The sequence below is a fragment of the Corynebacterium callunae genome (assembly GCF_046592015.1).
GTDB classification, from domain to species: domain Bacteria; phylum Actinomycetota; class Actinomycetes; order Mycobacteriales; family Mycobacteriaceae; genus Corynebacterium; species Corynebacterium callunae_A.
This window is the reverse complement of sequence record NZ_JAWVOB010000008.1, coordinates 1-16,801: the sequence shown is the minus strand read 5'-3', so window position 1 is coordinate 16,801 and position 16,801 is coordinate 1. Positions and strand designations below refer to the sequence as shown.

Below are 16,801 nucleotides of genomic sequence, written 5' to 3'. Positions count from 1 at the left end.
CGAAAAGCGCGGTTTTAGACCCAGTGCTTGAGCTGCTCAGCGGAAGTGGCACCCAGCCACTTTTGCCAGGTGGGGCCAAAGCTCACGCGGCGCACGCCGAGGACCTTAAGGGCTGCGAGATCGCCGGCGCCATGGCCATTGACGGGGTGCGCGGTGACGTTGACCGGGATGGATACTGCTTCAACCATGCGTGCGACCTGCTCAGCGGTCTTGAGTGCAACGGGATAAACGGAACGAGCGCCTGCTTCCTCCATGAGCTTGATGCGCTTGATGGCTTCGGCCTCTGGATCGGCGAAGACGTCGGTGCCCAGGCGCACGGCATCGGTACGACCATTGATCACAAAGTCCACACCGGCAGCATCAGCAGCGGCACGAGCTGCGGCGATATAGTCGGCATGCTCTTGGGCCTCGCGGACACGGTCACCTTCTTTGTGGACAACATCTTCAATATTGGCGCCGACGGCTCCAGCTTCCAAGAGGCGGTTAATAAGCTCGGCAGGGTCGAGTCCATAACCGGATTCCACGTCAGCGCTCACGGGCAGGTCCACGGAAGAAGTAATTTTCTTAATTACTGTGAGGTAATCGGCGAAGTCCATGTGCTCGCCATCGGAGCTGCCATTGGCATCGGCAACAGGGTGGCTACCAATGGTTAATCCAGGAAAGCCCAGTGCAGCGCCATCGGCAGCGCTCCAGGTATCCCAGGCTGTGGGAAGAACCAGGAGTTTTCCGGAGGCGTGGTCAGCTGCAAATTGGGTTGCGAGTGCTTTAATATCAGACAATTTTTCTGCTCCTTAAAAGGCGTGAGGTAGCTGTTTGTCTGCGCCAGCCTAGACCTAAAAGGGCACGCTGGCAGATTAGACCAATGGCCAGGGGAATTGTCGATGGGAACGTGGATGGGGCAAATATGGCAGTCGTACAATCCGCGATGCGCGGCGCTGCAGGGCCTCAATTTCAACCGGGTGCAAGAGCTCCAAGAGTTCTGGTGGGACTTCATCAAGTAAGGGTTCTACGGCTTCCACGAGGTGGTCTGGGATGTCAACCCCGGCAAAATCCCAGATTACGGTGCGGAGTTTGGGCTCAGCGGAAAAGCAGAGGCCGTGGTCAATGCCCCAGATATGATCGCCTTCGAGCATCACATGGCCGGATTTACGGTCAGTGTTATTACAGAGCAAATCAAAAACCGCCATGGTGAAAAATTGCTCATGTAAATCCGGGCGGGTCTCATAGAGCGGGAAATAGTGTTCGCCGTTGTTGTGAATAAACCACTGCACTGATCCCACCCCGGCAGGGCCATCGTGCCTGATCACAGTGGGTGGCACTAGGTGCCAACCCAGGTGCTCGCTGAGCACAAAGGCTGCCCTTTCGCGTCGATAAAGCCCCAGCGGGAAATCCCAAAGTGGCTGCTCCCCCAGCTCGGGTTTATAGACCGCCCAGGCGTACTCGGGTGTTGCGGTGTCTGGCGTTGCGGGAAGTTCCAGGTCCACCACAAAACCCACATTGCTTGATTCCACCAGTTGTTGCACCACACCCAGCTCAGCGGTGGAGAGCAATTCAAGCTCGCGGGCAAAAGGTGGCGTGATCATGGCTATTGTTCTTTCTGCTGTTCCCGCATATTCTCCCGCAGGTAGTCCAGGCTGCCGGTGCGGGAATTGGTCAGCAGCATCCGCGGTGGATTTTCTCCATTAAACCCCTTAAATTCCACCACCGAAATTGCGGCGGTATCAATGTGAATTTTTTGGAAGGAATCCAGCGGAGTACCCACAAAATGAGCAACAGCAGCTTTTATGGTATCGGCATGGCTAAAGGCGGCAATCACCTCGCCGGGATGTTTCTCTGCCAGGCTAGAAACCGCAGCAACGATGCGGTCTTGCATCTCCACAAAACTCTCGCCGCCGGGAAAGCGGAAGGTAGAAGGCGAATGCTGGACTTCTTTCCACTCGAGCAGCTTATTTAATTCACTTAAGCGCCGCCCGGTCCACTCCCCAAAATCGCATTCGATTAGGCCTTCCTCCGAGCCCACCTCCAGGCCTAGAAGTGCGGCGGTAGGAGCCGCGGTTTCCTGGGCACGCTCCATGGGAGAAGAATAAAGCGCTGCAATTTCTAACCCCTCTAAACGCTGCGCAACCTCCTTGGCCTGGGTGTGGCCGCGTTCTGCCAAATACAATCCCGGGGTACGCCCGGGCAAAATTTGGCCGGTGGTAGGAGTTTGACCATGGCGAATAAGCAAAACCAGGGTGGAGGGTGTGTGTTCCATGCCACGCAGCCTACACCGAGAATTCAGGGAGCCTAGACGCAAGCCACAACCTGCCAAATAAAAAAAGGACTAGCCTGAGTGAGGTGAGTCTCCCACCAAATGTATCCACGCTCGGTGAGCTGCAGGCCGCCGGCTATGTCCACCGCCCGCTGCGCCAAGAAATCCGCGATAATCTGCTGGCCAAGCTGCAAAAAGGTGAAGACCCTTGGCCTGGGTTACATGGATTGCAGCACACTGTTATCCCCCAGGTTGAGCGCGCGCTCATCGCTGGCCATGACATTGTGCTCTTGGGTGAACGTGGCCAGGGCAAAACTCGCCTCCTGCGCTCCCTAACTGGGCTCTTAGATGAATGGATTCCCGCAGTTGCAGATTCTGAGCTGCGCGAAGATCCCCTCGCACCGATTACGGATGCCACTCGCGCCCGCATAGCTTCCGAAGGCGACAGCCTGCCCATTACCTGGATTCACCGCGATGACCGTTATGCAGAAAAGCTCGCCACTCCGGATACGTCCGTGGCAGACCTCATCGGTGACGTTGACCCCATGCGCGTGGCCGAGGGCCGTCGTCTAGGCGATCCAGAAACCATCCACTTTGGCCTTATCCCGCGTTCTAATCGCGGCATCGTCGCCATTAATGAGCTGCCTGACCTGGCAGAACGCATTCAGGTAGCCATGCTCAACGTGATGGAAGAACGCGACGTGCAAATCCGTGGCTATATGTTCCGCCTGCCCCTCGATCTCCTGGTGGTGGCCTCGGCAAACCCGGAGGATTACACCAACCGTGGCCGCATTATCACCCCGCTCAAAGACCGTTTTGGCGCGGAAATTCGCACCCACTACCCCATCGAACTCCGCGATGAAATTGCCGTAATCAAGCAGGAAGCACACCTTGTTGCCGAGGTTCCGGAGGTATTGCTAGAAATCCTCGCGCGCTATACACGTGCCCTGCGTGAATCTTCTGCCGTTAATCAACGCGCCGGTGTATCCGCACGTTTTGCTATTGCCGGTGCAGAAACCATCGCCGCCGCAGCCCTCCACCGCGCCACCATCCGTGGTGAGGAACAGGCCGTTGCGCGCTTGGTCGACGTTGACGCCGCAGTCGAGGTACTTGGCGGCAAGGTGGAATTTGAGGCCGGTGAAGAAGGCCGCGAATGGGAAATCCTGGACTATATTCTGCGCACCGCCACGGCTGAAACTCTACGCTCGCGGTTGCGTCCGCTTGATCTCACTGCGCTCATCGCCACCCTTGACGGCAGCATTACGGTCTCCACCGGCGCTCAGGTTTCTGCTGAAGAATTTTTAGAAAGCCTGCCCGAGCTTGGTGAAACTGATCTTTATGAAGAAATCGCGAACGCCTTTGATGCTGAAACTCCCGGTCAGCGCGCTAATGCCATTGAGCTCGCCTTGGAAGCCCTCTTTTTGTCGCGAAAGATCGCCAAGGATTCCGGCGAGGGCGAAACAATCTACGGTTAACACCCAGTTTTAAGGAGCCAGCCATGCCATCACCTATGGGACCACGTTTTAGCCGCTATGGGCGCTATTCCGGCGGACCAGATCCCCTGGCCCCGCCTGCCGATCTGCGCCAGGCACTAGATGAAATCGCCCAGGACATCATGGCTGGATACTCTCCTGAGCAGGCACTTCGAGAATATTTAAGGCGCGGTGCCCGTGGCCAAGACGGCTTTGACGATCTGGTGCGCCGCGCGATGGAACGCCGCCGCGAGTTGCTGGCTAAAAACAACCTCGGTGGCACCCTCCAGCAGGCAAAAAAGCTTCTCGACGCCGCCCTGCGGGCTGAAAGAGCTCAGCTTGCGCGCGATATTGATTTGGATGATACCGATCGCGCCTTCAGGGAAATGACTTTGGAGAATCTTCCAGAGTCCACCGCAGCTGCCGTTGCGGAGTTAAATACCTATGATTGGCAATCCACCGAAGCCCGCCAGCACTTCGAGGACATTAAAGATCTGCTGGGCCGCGAAATGTTGGATCAACAATTTGCCGGCATGAAGCAGGCTCTTGAGGGCGCAACCCCTGAGGACAAAGCCGCCATCGCGCAGATGCTCAAAGATCTCAACGCACTTTTAGCAAAGCACCGCGCTGGCACGGATACACCTGCTGATTTTGCGGAATTTATGGCCCGCCATGGCCAAAATTTCCCCGAAAATCCCCGCGATATCAAAGAACTCATCGATATTTTGGCGGCGCGTTCTGCAGCTGCCCAGCGCATGTTTAATTCCATGTCCGCCGAGCAGCGCCAAGAACTCATGGAACTTTCCGCCCAGGCCTTTGGCTCGGCCGAGCTGCAGGAACTCTTAGACGATCTCGCGGGAAACCTCCAGGGCCTGCGCCCGGAGCTGGATTGGTCTAGTTCGGAAGAATTCTCCGGCGATGAGGGCATGGGCCTAGGCGATGGCACCGGCGTCATGCAGGACCTCGCGGAGCTCGATAACCTCACTGAGCAGCTTAATCGCGAACACACTGACCTGGCTTTAGATGCGCTGCGCCGTCAACTAGGCGATGATGCCGCCATTTCCGCGGAGATGCTGGCCAAACTCGACCGCGCCATGCGCGAGAGCGGACTGCTGCGCCGCCAACCAGACGGCTCACTTAAACTCAGCCCCCAGGCTATGCGGCGACTGGGAAAAACCTTGCTTGACGACGCCACCTCCCACCTCTCCTCCCGCAGCGGTGCGCGGGATTCCCGCTTTTCTGGTGCCGGTGGTGAACAGACTGGTGCTTCACGGGCCTATGAGTTTGGCGATACCCAGCCCTGGGATGTCACCCGCACAATTAATAATGCTCTGCAGCGAACCGCCGGATCTCATGATCCCCTGAAGATCACGCCCGCTGATATTGAAGTGGTGGAAACTGAGGTGCGCCCCCAACATGCTGTGGCTTTGTTGGTGGATACCAGTTATTCCATGGCTGCCGAAGGTCGCTGGGTGCCGATGAAACAAACGGCGCTGGCCTTGCATCACCTAATTTCCACCCGTTTCCGTGGCGATGAATTAGCGCTGATTAGCTTTGGACGTTATGCCCAGTCGATGGATATTGAGGAGCTCACCGGGCTGCCACCAGTTCATGAACAAGGCACCAACTTGCACCACGCTTTGTTGCTGGCAGAGCGCTTTTTTGCACGTAACTCCTCTATGCAGCCAACCTTGTTGATCGTTACCGATGGTGAGCCTACAGCTCATCTCGAGCCCACTGGTGAGGCCTGGTTTAATTGGCCCACTACCCCGGAGACCTTATCCAAGACGGTGCTGCAATTGGATAAGATCGCCAAGCGTGGAGCTCAAAGCACCTTCTTTAGGTTGGGTTATGACCAAGGCTTGGAGCACTTCCTTAACCAACTCTCCAATCGCGTAGGTGGCAAGGTGAGTGCTCCCGATATTGATGGTCTGGGTTCCGCTGTGGTTGGTGAATATTTGCGCTATCGGGATTAAGGTCGCAGCTCCCAGAGGTTTCCAGATTCTCCATCCTCCAAAACCCACAGGGCTCCATCGGGAGCTTGGGCCAGGGCGCGGATGCGGGCATTCATTGGCCACTGGTTTAATTCAGTGGCTGGTTCCTCTAGGGTGACCTGCACCAGGCGTTGCCCACTCAGTCCACCGATGAGTGCTGAGTGGCTGAAGGCGTCGAAAAGCGCACCGGTGTAAATGAGCAGGTTGCCCGGGGAAATGGAGGGCACCCAATAGGTGGCCGGGGCATGGAAGCCGTCGTCGCTGCGATGATCGGGGATGTCGGAGCCATCATAATTGCTGCCCATGGAGGTCTTAGGCCAGCCATAATTATCACCGCCGACAATCTTGTTGAGCTCATCGCCGCCTTGGGGTCCCATCTCAGAAATCCAAATATCGCCATTTTCAGCGGCTGCGATGCCTAAGATATTTCGATTTCCCATGGTCCAGCGCTCATTATTCCAAGGGTTACCAGGTGCTGCTTGGCCGTCCAAACTAAGGCGCAAAACGCCACCGAGATTGGAATTGATGTCTTGGGCGGGTGCTCCCAATTGGCGATCCCCACTGGTGACAAAAAGATAATTCTGAGCGATGAGCAAACGCAGGGAAAAATGGCCACTACCGGCAGCGGGGTCCTGTCCCCAAATGATTTCTAGATTGTTGAGGGCGCCGGTTGCGGTATCTAGCTGGGCGCGACCAACCACACCTTGGGCGCCTTGGGCATGTGCACGCACCCAGCTGAGGTACACCGTGCCATCAGATTCAAAAGTGGGACCGGGAATAATATCGTGCATTCCGGCTTGGCCTTGAGAATAGACCTCCGGGGTGCCACTTATAGCACGTAATTCTCCAGTAGTGCGGTTAAGTAATTGCAGACCACCGGTTCTTTGGGTGATCGCAAGGAAGTCAGTACCCGGCAGAAAAGACATGGCCCAACCATTGTTGATGGTGGCGTGGTGGATACGGGTGAACTCGGACGTTGGCGCAGCTGAGCTCGAGCTAGTTGAACTCATAATGGCTTGGGTTGGCGCTGAAGAACAGGCCACAGATGAGGAAACGATGGTGGCTAGGGCTATAAAGACGCTAAGGTGTCGTCGCATACCTTTCACCCTATAGATGTTTTTGCCGCAAAAATAGGCGCTTGCTGTTAAAGTTTTGAATCGCTAATAAGTACTCCCACGGAAAAGACACATTATGAAAAAGACCTCCATTGCTCTTCTGAGTGCGCTATCCCTGGGACTGCTCCTCTCCCCACAGGCACAAGCTACAACTTTGTCTGCTTTTAGCTCTGGCTCTTCCTCCGGCTCTGGCTCAAGTGGACAGCAAGCAGCGCCAGCTCCAGGAACTCCTTGGGCAACGGAGATCTCTGATGGACTGGTGGTCAACCTCATTGGCGATATCCTGGGCGAAGGCATCTCAGATCAAGTGGGAGTGCTCACCGGTGACCTCGGAATTATGACCTCCATTGGTACCGGAAAAGAATTTGCCATTATTTTTGGTGATTCTTTTAGCGGTGCCAATTTTGGCCAGGGCGAATGGATGAGCCCCGTAGGCGTAGTGGCTGAGCTGGATAAAGACGGAAAGATCATCATTAAACGTGTGCTAAATAATGATGAAAGCGTGGAGCAGCTTATTAACTACTCGCACAATGATCGCGGGCTCACTCTCCTGCCCTCTGATGTGATCAACGTTGATGGCACCTTATATATGCAAGCCATGTGGAATGAGGGTGTGGGCAATGTGCTTTATACCCAAATTTGGAAGTCCACCGACCAAGGTAAAAGCTGGAGGTCAGTATCCACCACACCTGCCAGCTACCTTGATGGCTATGCCAATTTGTTGACCTGGGAGCAGGGGCCAGACGGCTATATCTACATGATGTCATCAGAATTTAAACGTGCCGATGACGTTTACCTCACCCGCTTTAAGCCAACTGATTTTGGCAACCGCAATGCCTGGGAGCACTACTCAATCTATTCTGATGGTTCCGGCGGTTGGGGCTCTGCCCTTACTCCGGTGTTATCAAATGAGGTCAAAGCCGGCGAAATGTCACTGCGCTATATTGATGACCATTGGGTACTGGCTATGTTCAATGTCGAAACTATGGCTATTGAGGTGCGTATCTCCAAGGAGATCGCCACCGATTGGAATGCTATTACCCCAGCTCAGGTAATTGTGTCCGGCTATGGCGGTTGGGCCGAGGACCAGAGCGCAAGCAACTTCACCCAGCTTTATGGTGGCTATATTGTTCCCGGGTCCACCATCGACAACATGGATCTTGTAGTTTCCCAATGGAATACCAGCGACAATAGTCGTTATATGTCCACCCAATTTAATGTCAAGGGCCTTGATACCTTCTTTGGTCTTAACACCCCTGCACCTACTGCGCGCAGTCTGGCCCCACAGGTTGATCGCAGCGGTGATCAAAGTGTCATCACCGTTGAAACCAACACTGTGGACCCAACTACCGCGCAAGAATTGGCAACCGAGAACCTCATGGAAAATATGACGGAACTCTATATCGTGCCTTTGGAGGAATAGCCTCCCCCTAAATCGCTTTAGGCGTCAGAAACGGTAAAGCGCGTGTTGCGGTGCTGTGGGTTTTCCACCTCATCCACAATGGCGATAGCCATGGTGCCAGCGGTGGTGTGAGACTGACCATCTGCAGCCCGCAGCAAGGAATCGGTGCCTAGCTTTGGAGTGGTTGCTGGCCCCTCTGCTGGGTACTGCGCCTGTGGGGAGATACCAACCCACTGTACATCTTCAACGGTACGCAGGTACTCCAGCTGCTTGAACTGCTGTTCTGGGATGTTGATCCAGGCTGCAGCATCAGGAAGTCCGCGCAGAACCTCCACAAAAGGACGGCCAGTCTCAGGATTGGTCAAAGAACCTGCACCCAAGATGAAGACCAAGCGGGTATCTGCGCCTGCTGCGGCAACCAGGTTCTGGGACAGCTCAATGTGCTGCTCAGCACTATCGGGGCTGCTGGAGAAAGCGTTAACCACAGCGTCAAGACCAGCAAGTTCTTCCGCGCCGATTTCCAGGGCATCCTTTTCAATCACGGTGATGTCTGCTCCGAGCAGCTCGCGGGCCTTTGCCGCATTGCGCACGAGTGCAACAACGTCATGTCCGCGCTTGGTGGCCTCAGCGACGATTGCTTGTCCGGACCTGCCAGTTGCGCCAATAATTCCGATTTTCATCATTTCTACCAATTACTTGAAGTGTCAATTATTTTCTTTAACGCCAACGCCCGCCACTCTATTCCCTTTCCATCAACGATGAGGGTGGCGTCGACAAGCGCTTTAAAGCGGCGAGGGTGTCGCTGCCAGGCTCACCGGTCCAGATCACCAGTTGCTGCTCGGCGTCATCGGCTTCAACCAGGGTGTCCCAGTCAAGTATGAGTTTGCCCACCTTGGGGTGAAACAGCGTTTTGCGTCCGGTTGACAGGGTTGCCACCCCGCGCGCTGCCCACCAGGTACTAAATTGCGAGTCCTGCATGCTTAACTCCCCCACAATCTGCACCATGCGCGGATCATCAGGGTTCTTGGCAGCTTCCATGCGCAATTGCGCTACCGCTGTTTGAGCCACCGCCTCCCAGTCTTCATATAAATCGCGCATGCGCTGATCGCTAAAAAGCAACCGCACATAATTGCGTTGAGCAGGCGGGATCTTCCCAAAATCAAACATCATGGCCGCAGCCATGTCATTCCACGCCAAAATATCCATGCGTCTACCCATGACAATTGCCGGAATAGTGTGCAAATCCGCCAGCAGACGCAACAACTGCGGACGTACCTTTTGAGTTTTGTTCCGCGGGGCGCGAGCTGCGGGCTTTCCCGCCAGTCAAAAAAGATAGGTGCGCTGATCCTCATTGAAGCGCAGCACCTCAGCAATAGTGCCAAGCACCGGCGCTGACGCCCTTAATCTGCCCTGCTCAATGCGGGTGTAATAATCAGTGCTTATCGACGCCAACGTGGCTACCTCCTCACGTCGCAGCCCGGGTACCCGGCGCGTGCCACTGCCCTCCGGCAGTCCCACCTCTTGAGGACTAAGCTGGCTGCGACAAGCCTTGAGAAAGCTTCCAAGTTCATTCATTTTGATATCTGCGCTCATAACCCAAGTATCCCTGCTACAGCGCAATCCTGAGGCTGAGAAAACTCTCCCAGGATAAAATTCTCCCTTTTTACCCCTCTCAAAGAGGCAGAGAATAGGGAAATCCCCTCACTAATATGGCCTAATTTTTAAGGACAATCCCATGGCAGAAAATAATCCGCTCTTTTCCCTCGGTGACAGCAATGACGCCTATGCACAATATTTCATTGGGCAAAGCTACCTCAATGTGCTCTCCACAACCGGTGTCTTTATCGCCAATGTCACCTTCGAGCCAGGCTGCCGCAACAATTGGCATATTCACCATGCAGCAACCGGTGGTGGTCAAATTTTGCTCTGCACCGACGGCGAAGGCTGGTACCAGGCCGAAGGCGAAGCCGCCATCAAGCTGACTCCAGGTAGCGTGGTTAATATCCCAGCCGGTGTGAAGCACTGGCATGGCGCTGCTGCCAATTCTTGGTTTAGCCATGTGGCTTTAGAAGTTCCCGGCACCGAGAACAGCAATGAATGGCTGGAACCTGTTGACGATGAACACTACAACAACCTTTAAGGCGGAAAAATGATTTTTGAAGAAACCTATTCCCTCAGCAATGGTGTTGATATTCTCAAATTGGGACTTGGAACTTGGTTTATCGATGATGATAAAGCAGCGGCAGCAGTAGAATCTGCTATCCACCTGGGATACCGCAATATCGATACAGCACAAGCTTATGGCAATGAACGCGGTGTGGGCGAAGGTCTGCGCAGTAGCGGAATTAACCGCGAGGCAATTTTCCTCTCCACCAAGCTGGCCGCCGAAATTAAAGATTATGACGCTGCTACCGCTGCCATCGATGAATCCTTGGGCAAATTGGGGGTGGAGTATGTCGATCTCTTCCTGATCCACAGTCCACAACCTTGGGCAGATTTCCGCGGCGGCGACTACAAAGACGGCAACCTAGCTGCATGGCGTGCATTGGAAGATGCTTATGAAGCAGGCAAGGCACGTGCCATCGGCGTTTCCAATTTCCAAGAAGCAGATATTAATAACCTCCTGGAAAATGCTTCTGTTACCCCTCATGTCAACCAAATCCTGGTCCATGCCGGAAACACCCCAAGTGCCCTCATTGATTTTTGCCAAAATCACGACATCGTGGTGCAGGCATACTCCCCCATTGCCCACGGCGCGATTTTGGATAACCCAGCCGTGATCACTCTGGCTGAAAAATACCAGGTAAGCGTGCCACAACTATGTATTCGCTACACTATCCAGCTCGGAACGGTGTCTTTGCCAAAGACTGCAAACCCAGACCATATGCGCGAGAATGCGCAGCTGGATTTTGAGATCTCCGCTGCAGATATGGAGACCTTGAAGAACCTAGAGGACCGCGATTATGGCGAATTCTCCGTCTTCCCGGTGTACAACAAATAGTTTTTCACCCCGCCAAACAGCACACATGATGGGATACTTGGGAGCACATCCCGAAGTATCCCATTTTGTGATTGTGAGGAAAGGTGTCCCGTCCGGTTCACTTTGAAATTCATGCTGTTGACGTAGAAAAAGCCAAGGCCTTTTATGAAGCTGCCTTCGGTTGGAAATTTGAAGACTATTCCGGCTTAGAAGGAATGCCCTATTAGGGCGTGATCACCGGCGAAGACCCTGAAATGGGGATAAATGGTGCCATTATGCAGCGCCGAGGCGAAGCTGGCGGCGCCGGCGCCCCAGTTCAAGGCGCAGTTTTGACCATGGGCGTTGCTGATTTTGATGCCACTGCCGAGCTCATCATCGCTGCCGGTGGCACCATTGCCCTTGAAAAATATGCCCTGCCAGGCATGGCATGGCAAGGCTACTTCCTGGATACCGATGGCAATGTTTTTGGCATCCACCAGCCAGACCCGAATGCTGCTTAATCACCCGGCTGAGCGGTACGATAACGCTCCTCAGAGGTGATATTAAGGTCCAAAGAAATTGGCTGCCGAGCTTGCGGAAACGCTCGCTGCGGGCAGTTAGAGCGCGAACATTGGGTACAGCCCGGCCCAATGGGCGTTGCTGATTCAGGGCTCAGGTCCAAGCCATTGCTATAAATCAAGCGATGAGCCTGATCAAGGTCACAGCCCAAACCCACCACAAACTCTTTGCGCGGAATGCCAAAACCCAGCTGGGCGCCGTGCACAGTTCGGGCAATCCACAAATAGCTGCGACCATCAGGCATGGTGGCTACCTGCCTGGTGAATCTGCCTGGGGTTTCAAAGGCTCGGTGAATTACCCACAGCGGACAAGATCCTCCTGAGCGAGCAAAGTGAAAGCTGGTAGATGACTGCCTTTTAGAGATATTCCCGGCGCGATCAGTGCGGATAAAAAAGAAGGGGATGCCCCGCGCGCCGGGTCTCTGCAAGGTGGATAGCCGATGGCAGGTCATTTCAATGCCGCTGCCAAAGTGGGCGGCAATGCGGTCAATGTCATAGTGGTAGTCCTCGGCGATCTCCAAGAATTGGCCATAGGGCAAGACTGTGGCGGCGGCAAAATACTGCGCCAGCCCCAGCCTGCCAACGGTGCGCGAGGCTTCATCTGGCAGCGTTTCAGCAATTCTTTCCAGCACGTCATTGTGCATAAGTAGTGAATATTGCAGGGCGATTTCAAAGAGACTTTGGGTATCACTTAAGCCAGTAAGCAAATGCAGCTCGCGGGTTTGGGGGTTAAAAATGCGCCGGGGGCCGGTGTTATGCCAGCGGAAACGCACGGTGACATTGGCATCGCTGCCCAGGATCTGGGCCATGCGCGCTAGCCGGAATTGGGGTTCACCCAGTTTGCGGGCCAGCTGCTCCCCCATGCGGTCGAGTTCATCGATGTAGTTGTGGGCGTCGTAGAAGAAATCGCGAACGGCCTCATAGGGACCTTGTTCATTATCTTCTCCGCCACGGGTGCGTTCGATAATCTCAGCCACCAGGTCTGGGTAACGGGCGCAAATATCGCTGAGCTGCTCGGCTGGAACGTGTGGGAACACTCCTTGTAAATCCGCAATGCTGTGGGCATCGGAATCGGGGGAAAAGTAGGATGCCTCCACATCAAATTTGGAAGTCAGCGTCATCAAAACGGTCGCGGTGAGGGGCCGTTGATCATTTTCTAGCTGGTTGAGATAGCTGCTGGACAGGCTCAATTGGCGGGCCATTTCCACTTGGGTGAGCTGTGCGGTCCGCCGCAGGGTGCGAATTCTTGCCCCCGCGAAAAGCTTTGCCATGGTGCGCTTTAACCTCTTTCGCCTTGTTTAGCTGCAGGTTCCACAAAGTTTGCAAGTTAATCAATCTAATGACGCTAGATTACACACTTTTTACTGTGATCGCCAACACAAAAGTTGGTCATAGTATGGAGCACAACATCAAGCCACCTTTTCAAGGAGAGACACATGATTAATCACACTGTGCGAACCCACCGCTCTGCTGAGGACTTCCCCAAGTCCGAGCACCTCGCTTACAAGATCGCACAAGTTGCAGCGGACCCAGTTGAGGTTCCTGAAGACACCCGTGAGATGATCATCAACCGCATTATTGACAACGCAGCGGTATCTGCCGCTTCGGTCTTGCGACGCCCTGTCACAGTGGCTCGTCGACAAGCAGAATCCCACCCTGTTTCCGCCTCCGGCGCTGCGGTATTTGGTATCCCCGGCAGCTACTCCGCGGAATGGGCAGCCCTGGCCAACGGCGTTGCAGTACGCGAACTCGACTTCCACGACACCTTCTTGGCAGCTGAGTACTCCCACCCAGGCGACAACATTCCTCCAATCGTTGCTGCTGCACAGCAGGTTGGCGCCACCGGCGATGACCTCATCCGCGCGCTTGCAACCGGCTATGAAATCCAGGTTGACCTGGTCCGCGGCATGTGCCTGCACGAGCACAAGATTGACCACGTGGCACACCTTGGACCATCCGTGGCAGCCGGCATCGGCACCCTCCTGCACCTTGATGTAGACACCATCTACCAGGCAATTGGCCAGGCGCTGCACACCACCACCGCCACTCGCCAGTCCCGCAAGGGCGAGATTTCCTCCTGGAAGGCTTTTGCTCCAGCATTCGCCGGCAAGATGGCTATTGAAGCAGTTGACCGTGCCATGCGCGGTGAGGGTGCGCCATCACCAATTTGGGAAGGCGAAGACGGCGTTATTGCCTGGCTGCTCTCCGGACCAGATCATGAGTACACCATTCCACTGCCAGCAGCAGGTGAGGAAAAGCGCGCTATCTTGGATACCTTCACCAAGGAGCACTCCGCGGAATACCAGTCCCAGGCCCCAATTGACTTGGCTCGCCGCATGGGCGCACAGATCGAGGACACCACTCAGATCGAATCCATTGTGCTGCACACCAGCCACCACACCCACTATGTCATCGGCACCGGCTCTAATGACCCACAGAAATTTGATCCGGACGCATCCCGCGAAACCCTTGATCACTCCATCATGTACATCTTCGCAGTAGCACTTGAGGATCAGGCATGGCACCACGAGACCTCCTACTCCTCTGAGCGCGCACACCGCCCAGAGACCATCGAGCTCTGGCACAAGATTTCCACCGTTGAGGACCCAGAGTGGACCAGGCGTTACCACTCCACCGATCCTAAGGAAAAGGCCTTCGGTGCCCGCGCAGTTATCACTTTCAAGGACGGCACCGTCATGGAAGATGAGATCGCTGTGGCTGACGCCCACCCATATGGCGCCCGCCCATTTGCGCGCGAACAGTATATCAACAAGTTCAAGACCCTGGCAGCTGGTGTGGTCTCCGAAGCCGAACAAGAGCGCTTCCTCACCGCTGTCCAGTCTTTGCCAAACCTGGCTGACCTGCGCGAGCTCAACATTGAGCTGGCTCCAGAAGTTCTTGCCCAGGCACCTGAAACCCCGAAGGGACTGCTCTAATGAGTGGACTATATTCCAGCAACCGCACCCCACATGAAAAGCGCGTACAACTGCGCGAAGGACTTAACTCAGGCACTATCCAACGCCTGCCAGGTGCATTCTCCCCGCTGGTAGCACGTGCAATTCAAGAGGCTAACTTTGATGGCGTTTATGTCTCCGGCGCCGTGGTTGCCGCTGACCTCGCCCTCCCAGACATCGGCCTTACCACCCTCACCGAGGTGGCCGGCCGTGCGCGCCAAATTGCGCGCTCCACTGACTTGCCAGTGCTTGTCGACGCAGACACCGGCTTTGGTGAACCAATGTCGGCTGCTCGTTCCATCAGCGAGTTTGAAGACGCTGGCATCGCCGGTTTCCACTTGGAAGACCAAGTTAACCCCAAGCGCTGTGGCCACCTCGATGGCAAGGAAGTTGTGCCCACCGATCTTATGGTGCGCCGCATTACCGCAGCAGTAAATGAACGCCGCGACGATGCCTTTGTTATCTGCGCTCGCACCGATGCCGCAGGTGTTGAAGGAATTGACGCTGCTATCGAACGCGCCAAGGCCTATGCCGACGCCGGCGCAGACCTCATCTTTACCGAAGCACTGCACACCCCAGCAGACTTTGAAAAATTCCGCGCCGCCGTGGACACCCCACTTTTGGCCAATATGACCGAGTTTGGCAAAACCGAACTATTGTCAGCCCAAACCCTCAATGACCTGGGCTATAACGCAGTTATTTACCCAGTAACCACCCTGCGCATTGCTATGGGCCAGGTTGAGGAAGCCCTCAAAGACATTGCAGAAACCGGCACCCAAACCGGATGGATTGACCGCATGCAGCACCGCGCACGCCTATATGAATTGCTGCGCTACGAAGAGTACAACGCCTTTGACCAGCAGGTATTTACCTACTCCAAAGACGCCTACTCACCAAAGTTCTAGTTTGACCGACCCACACCACAAAAGGAGTGAAATCTCATGAGCCAAGAAAATGAAGTCCGCAAGGGTCTAGCAGGTGTTGTCGCCGATTACACCGCAGTATCCAAGGTTGTCCCCGAAACCAACTCCCTGACCTACCGGGGTTACCCCGTGCAGGAACTTGCTAAAAACTGCACCTTTGAAGATGTCGCTTACCTTTTGTGGGAGGGCGAACTTCCAACTCCAGAGCAGATCGAACAGCGCAATATCGAAGGCAAGGCTCTGCGTGAGCTAGACCCTGACCTGATCAAGCTCATCGACGTCCTGCCAACCACCTGCCACCCGATGGATGTCTTGCGCACCGTGGTTTCCTACCTGGGAACCAAGGATCCAGAGTTCTTCACCACCTCCGAAGAGCACATCCGCCGCATTGGTCTACACCTTTTGGCACAGCTCCCCACCGCCGTGGCCTATGACATTCGCCGTCGCAAAGGCCTGCCTTTCATCGAGCCTTGCGATAAGCGCAGCTTTGTAGAGAACTTCCTCTACATGGTCTTCGGCGATGAGCCAGACTCCCCTGCCAACAACCCGGAAGATATCAAGGCCTTTGAGCAGTCCCTGATTCTTTATGCAGAGCACTCCTTCAACGCCTCCACCTTCACCAGCCGCGTGGTCACCTCCACTCGCTCCGATGCATATTCTGCAATTACTGCAGCAATTGGCGCGCTTAAGGGACCACTGCACGGTGGCGCCAATGAGTTCGTGATGCACACCATGCTGGAAATCGGCGATCCTGCCAAGGCTGCCGATTGGGTGAATAATGCACTCGATAACAAGGACCTCATCATGGGCTTTGGTCACCGCGTGTACAAGAAGGGCGACTCCCGCGTCCCCACTATGGAAGCCGCCTTCAAGGAATTGGCGAGCCGCAAAGATGGTGAAAAGTGGGTTGAGATGTACGACATCATGGCCAAGACCATGGACGATCGCACCGGCATCAAGCCCAACCTGGACTTCCCATCCGGACCTGCTTATTACCTGCTCGGTTTTGATGTTGAGTTCTTCACCCCACTCTTTGTGTTGGCTCGTGTCACCGGCTGGACCGCGCACATCATTGAGCAGTACAAGAACAACTCGCTGATCCGTCCGCTGTCTGCCTACAACGGCGTGCCACAGCGTTCCATCAACGACTAGT

At 55.0% G+C, this 16,801-nt stretch carries 18 protein-coding genes; 10 read left to right on the top strand and 8 right to left on the bottom strand.

Annotated elements, in window-relative coordinates; all coding sequences use genetic code 11:
* Nucleotides 1–14: 14 nt before the first annotated feature.
* The 3 genes from SFC07_RS09625 to SFC07_RS09615 all read right to left on the bottom strand — a co-directional run bounded on the left by SFC07_RS09625 (nt 15) and on the right by SFC07_RS09615 (nt 2,254).
* Nucleotides 15–779, bottom strand: coding sequence for an isocitrate lyase/phosphoenolpyruvate mutase family protein (locus SFC07_RS09625; protein WP_411208037.1), 765 nt, complete (start codon nt 777–779; stop codon nt 15–17).
* A 75-nt stretch (nt 780–854) separates the two neighbouring features.
* Nucleotides 855–1,583, bottom strand: a complete 729-nt coding sequence (locus SFC07_RS09620) for an SCO1664 family protein (protein ID WP_411208036.1) — start codon at nt 1,581–1,583, stop codon at nt 855–857.
* A 2-nt stretch (nt 1,584–1,585) separates the two neighbouring features.
* Nucleotides 1,586–2,254, bottom strand: a complete 669-nt coding sequence (locus SFC07_RS09615) for a histidine phosphatase family protein (RefSeq protein ID WP_411208035.1) — start codon at nt 2,252–2,254, stop codon at nt 1,586–1,588.
* An 83-nt stretch (nt 2,255–2,337) separates the two neighbouring features.
* On the opposite strand from SFC07_RS09615, the gene SFC07_RS09610 reads away from it, so the two are divergent.
* Nucleotides 2,338–3,726 (top strand): magnesium chelatase, encoded by a 1,389-nt coding sequence (locus SFC07_RS09610; protein WP_411208034.1) that lies wholly within the window; start codon nt 2,338–2,340, stop codon nt 3,724–3,726.
* Between the two features lie 23 nt (nt 3,727–3,749).
* A complete protein-coding gene (locus SFC07_RS09605) occupies nt 3,750–5,699 on the top strand; it encodes a hypothetical protein (protein ID WP_411208033.1) in 1,950 nt (649 codons plus the stop codon).
* On the opposite strand, the gene SFC07_RS09600 is transcribed toward SFC07_RS09605, so the two are convergent.
* Nucleotides 5,696–6,814, bottom strand: coding sequence for a PQQ-dependent sugar dehydrogenase (locus SFC07_RS09600; protein ID WP_411208032.1), 1,119 nt, complete (start codon nt 6,812–6,814; stop codon nt 5,696–5,698). The genes SFC07_RS09605 and SFC07_RS09600 overlap by 4 nt on opposite strands.
* Before the next feature lie 94 nt (nt 6,815–6,908).
* On the opposite strand from SFC07_RS09600, the gene SFC07_RS09595 reads away from it, so the two are divergent.
* Nucleotides 6,909–8,255 carry a DUF4185 domain-containing protein gene (locus SFC07_RS09595; RefSeq protein WP_411208031.1) on the top strand — a complete coding sequence of 449 codons (1,347 nt, stop codon included), beginning with the start codon at nt 6,909–6,911 and terminating at the stop codon, nt 8,253–8,255.
* Between the two features lie 17 nt (nt 8,256–8,272).
* Here the strand turns inward: SFC07_RS09595 and SFC07_RS09590 are convergent, their stop codons facing one another.
* From SFC07_RS09590 to SFC07_RS09580, 3 genes are read right to left on the bottom strand one after another with little or no spacing between them, the layout of a single operon-like run.
* Nucleotides 8,273–8,917 carry an NAD(P)-dependent oxidoreductase gene (locus tag SFC07_RS09590; protein ID WP_411208030.1) on the bottom strand — a complete coding sequence of 215 codons (645 nt, stop codon included), beginning with the start codon at nt 8,915–8,917 and terminating at the stop codon, nt 8,273–8,275.
* Nucleotides 8,918–8,972: 55 nt separating this feature from the next.
* On the bottom strand, nt 8,973–9,497 hold the full coding sequence (locus tag SFC07_RS09585; RefSeq protein WP_411208029.1) for a hypothetical protein: 525 nt from the start codon (nt 9,495–9,497) through the stop codon (nt 8,973–8,975).
* Between the two features lie 60 nt (nt 9,498–9,557).
* Nucleotides 9,558–9,827, bottom strand: coding sequence for a helix-turn-helix domain-containing protein (locus tag SFC07_RS09580; RefSeq protein WP_411208028.1), 270 nt, complete (start codon nt 9,825–9,827; stop codon nt 9,558–9,560).
* Nucleotides 9,828–9,969: 142 nt separating this feature from the next.
* Between SFC07_RS09580 and SFC07_RS09575 the strand changes: the two genes are divergently transcribed.
* From SFC07_RS09575 to SFC07_RS09560, 4 genes are all read left to right on the top strand, one after another.
* Nucleotides 9,970–10,374, top strand: coding sequence for a cupin domain-containing protein (locus SFC07_RS09575; RefSeq protein WP_411208027.1), 405 nt, complete (start codon nt 9,970–9,972; stop codon nt 10,372–10,374).
* Nucleotides 10,375–10,383: 9 nt separating this feature from the next.
* Nucleotides 10,384–11,235: an aldo/keto reductase gene (locus SFC07_RS09570; RefSeq protein WP_411208025.1), complete on the top strand. Its 852-nt coding sequence runs from the start codon at nt 10,384–10,386 to the stop codon at nt 11,233–11,235.
* 83 nt (nt 11,236–11,318) lie between these two features.
* A complete protein-coding gene (locus tag SFC07_RS09565; RefSeq protein ID WP_411208023.1) occupies nt 11,319–11,441 on the top strand; it encodes a VOC family protein in 123 nt (40 codons plus the stop codon).
* Between the two features lie 3 nt (nt 11,442–11,444).
* Nucleotides 11,445–11,714 carry a VOC family protein gene (locus SFC07_RS09560; RefSeq protein WP_411208022.1) on the top strand — a complete coding sequence of 90 codons (270 nt, stop codon included), beginning with the start codon at nt 11,445–11,447 and terminating at the stop codon, nt 11,712–11,714.
* Here the strand turns inward: SFC07_RS09560 and SFC07_RS09555 are convergent.
* On the bottom strand, nt 11,711–13,042 hold the full coding sequence (locus SFC07_RS09555; RefSeq protein ID WP_411208021.1) for a short-chain fatty acyl-CoA regulator family protein: 1,332 nt from the start codon (nt 13,040–13,042) through the stop codon (nt 11,711–11,713). The two genes, SFC07_RS09560 and SFC07_RS09555, sit on opposite strands and share 4 nt — an antisense overlap.
* Nucleotides 13,043–13,207: 165 nt before the next feature.
* On the opposite strand from SFC07_RS09555, the gene prpD reads away from it, so the two are divergent.
* The 3 genes from prpD to SFC07_RS09540 are packed head-to-tail and all read left to right on the top strand — an operon-like array spanning nt 13,208 to nt 16,800.
* Entirely contained in the window at nt 13,208–14,707 is a 1,500-nt protein-coding gene (gene prpD, locus SFC07_RS09550; RefSeq protein WP_411208019.1) for a 2-methylcitrate dehydratase PrpD, read from the top strand.
* The gene (gene prpB, locus SFC07_RS09545) at nt 14,707–15,630 is read left to right on the top strand and encodes a methylisocitrate lyase (RefSeq protein ID WP_411208018.1); all 924 of its coding nucleotides are present in this window, start codon (nt 14,707–14,709) and stop codon (nt 15,628–15,630) included. The genes prpD and prpB overlap by 1 nt, the downstream gene beginning before the upstream one ends.
* Nucleotides 15,631–15,666: 36 nt before the next feature.
* A complete protein-coding gene (locus tag SFC07_RS09540; protein ID WP_411208017.1) occupies nt 15,667–16,800 on the top strand; it encodes a bifunctional 2-methylcitrate synthase/citrate synthase in 1,134 nt (377 codons plus the stop codon).
* Nucleotide 16,801: the final 1 nt, after the last annotated feature.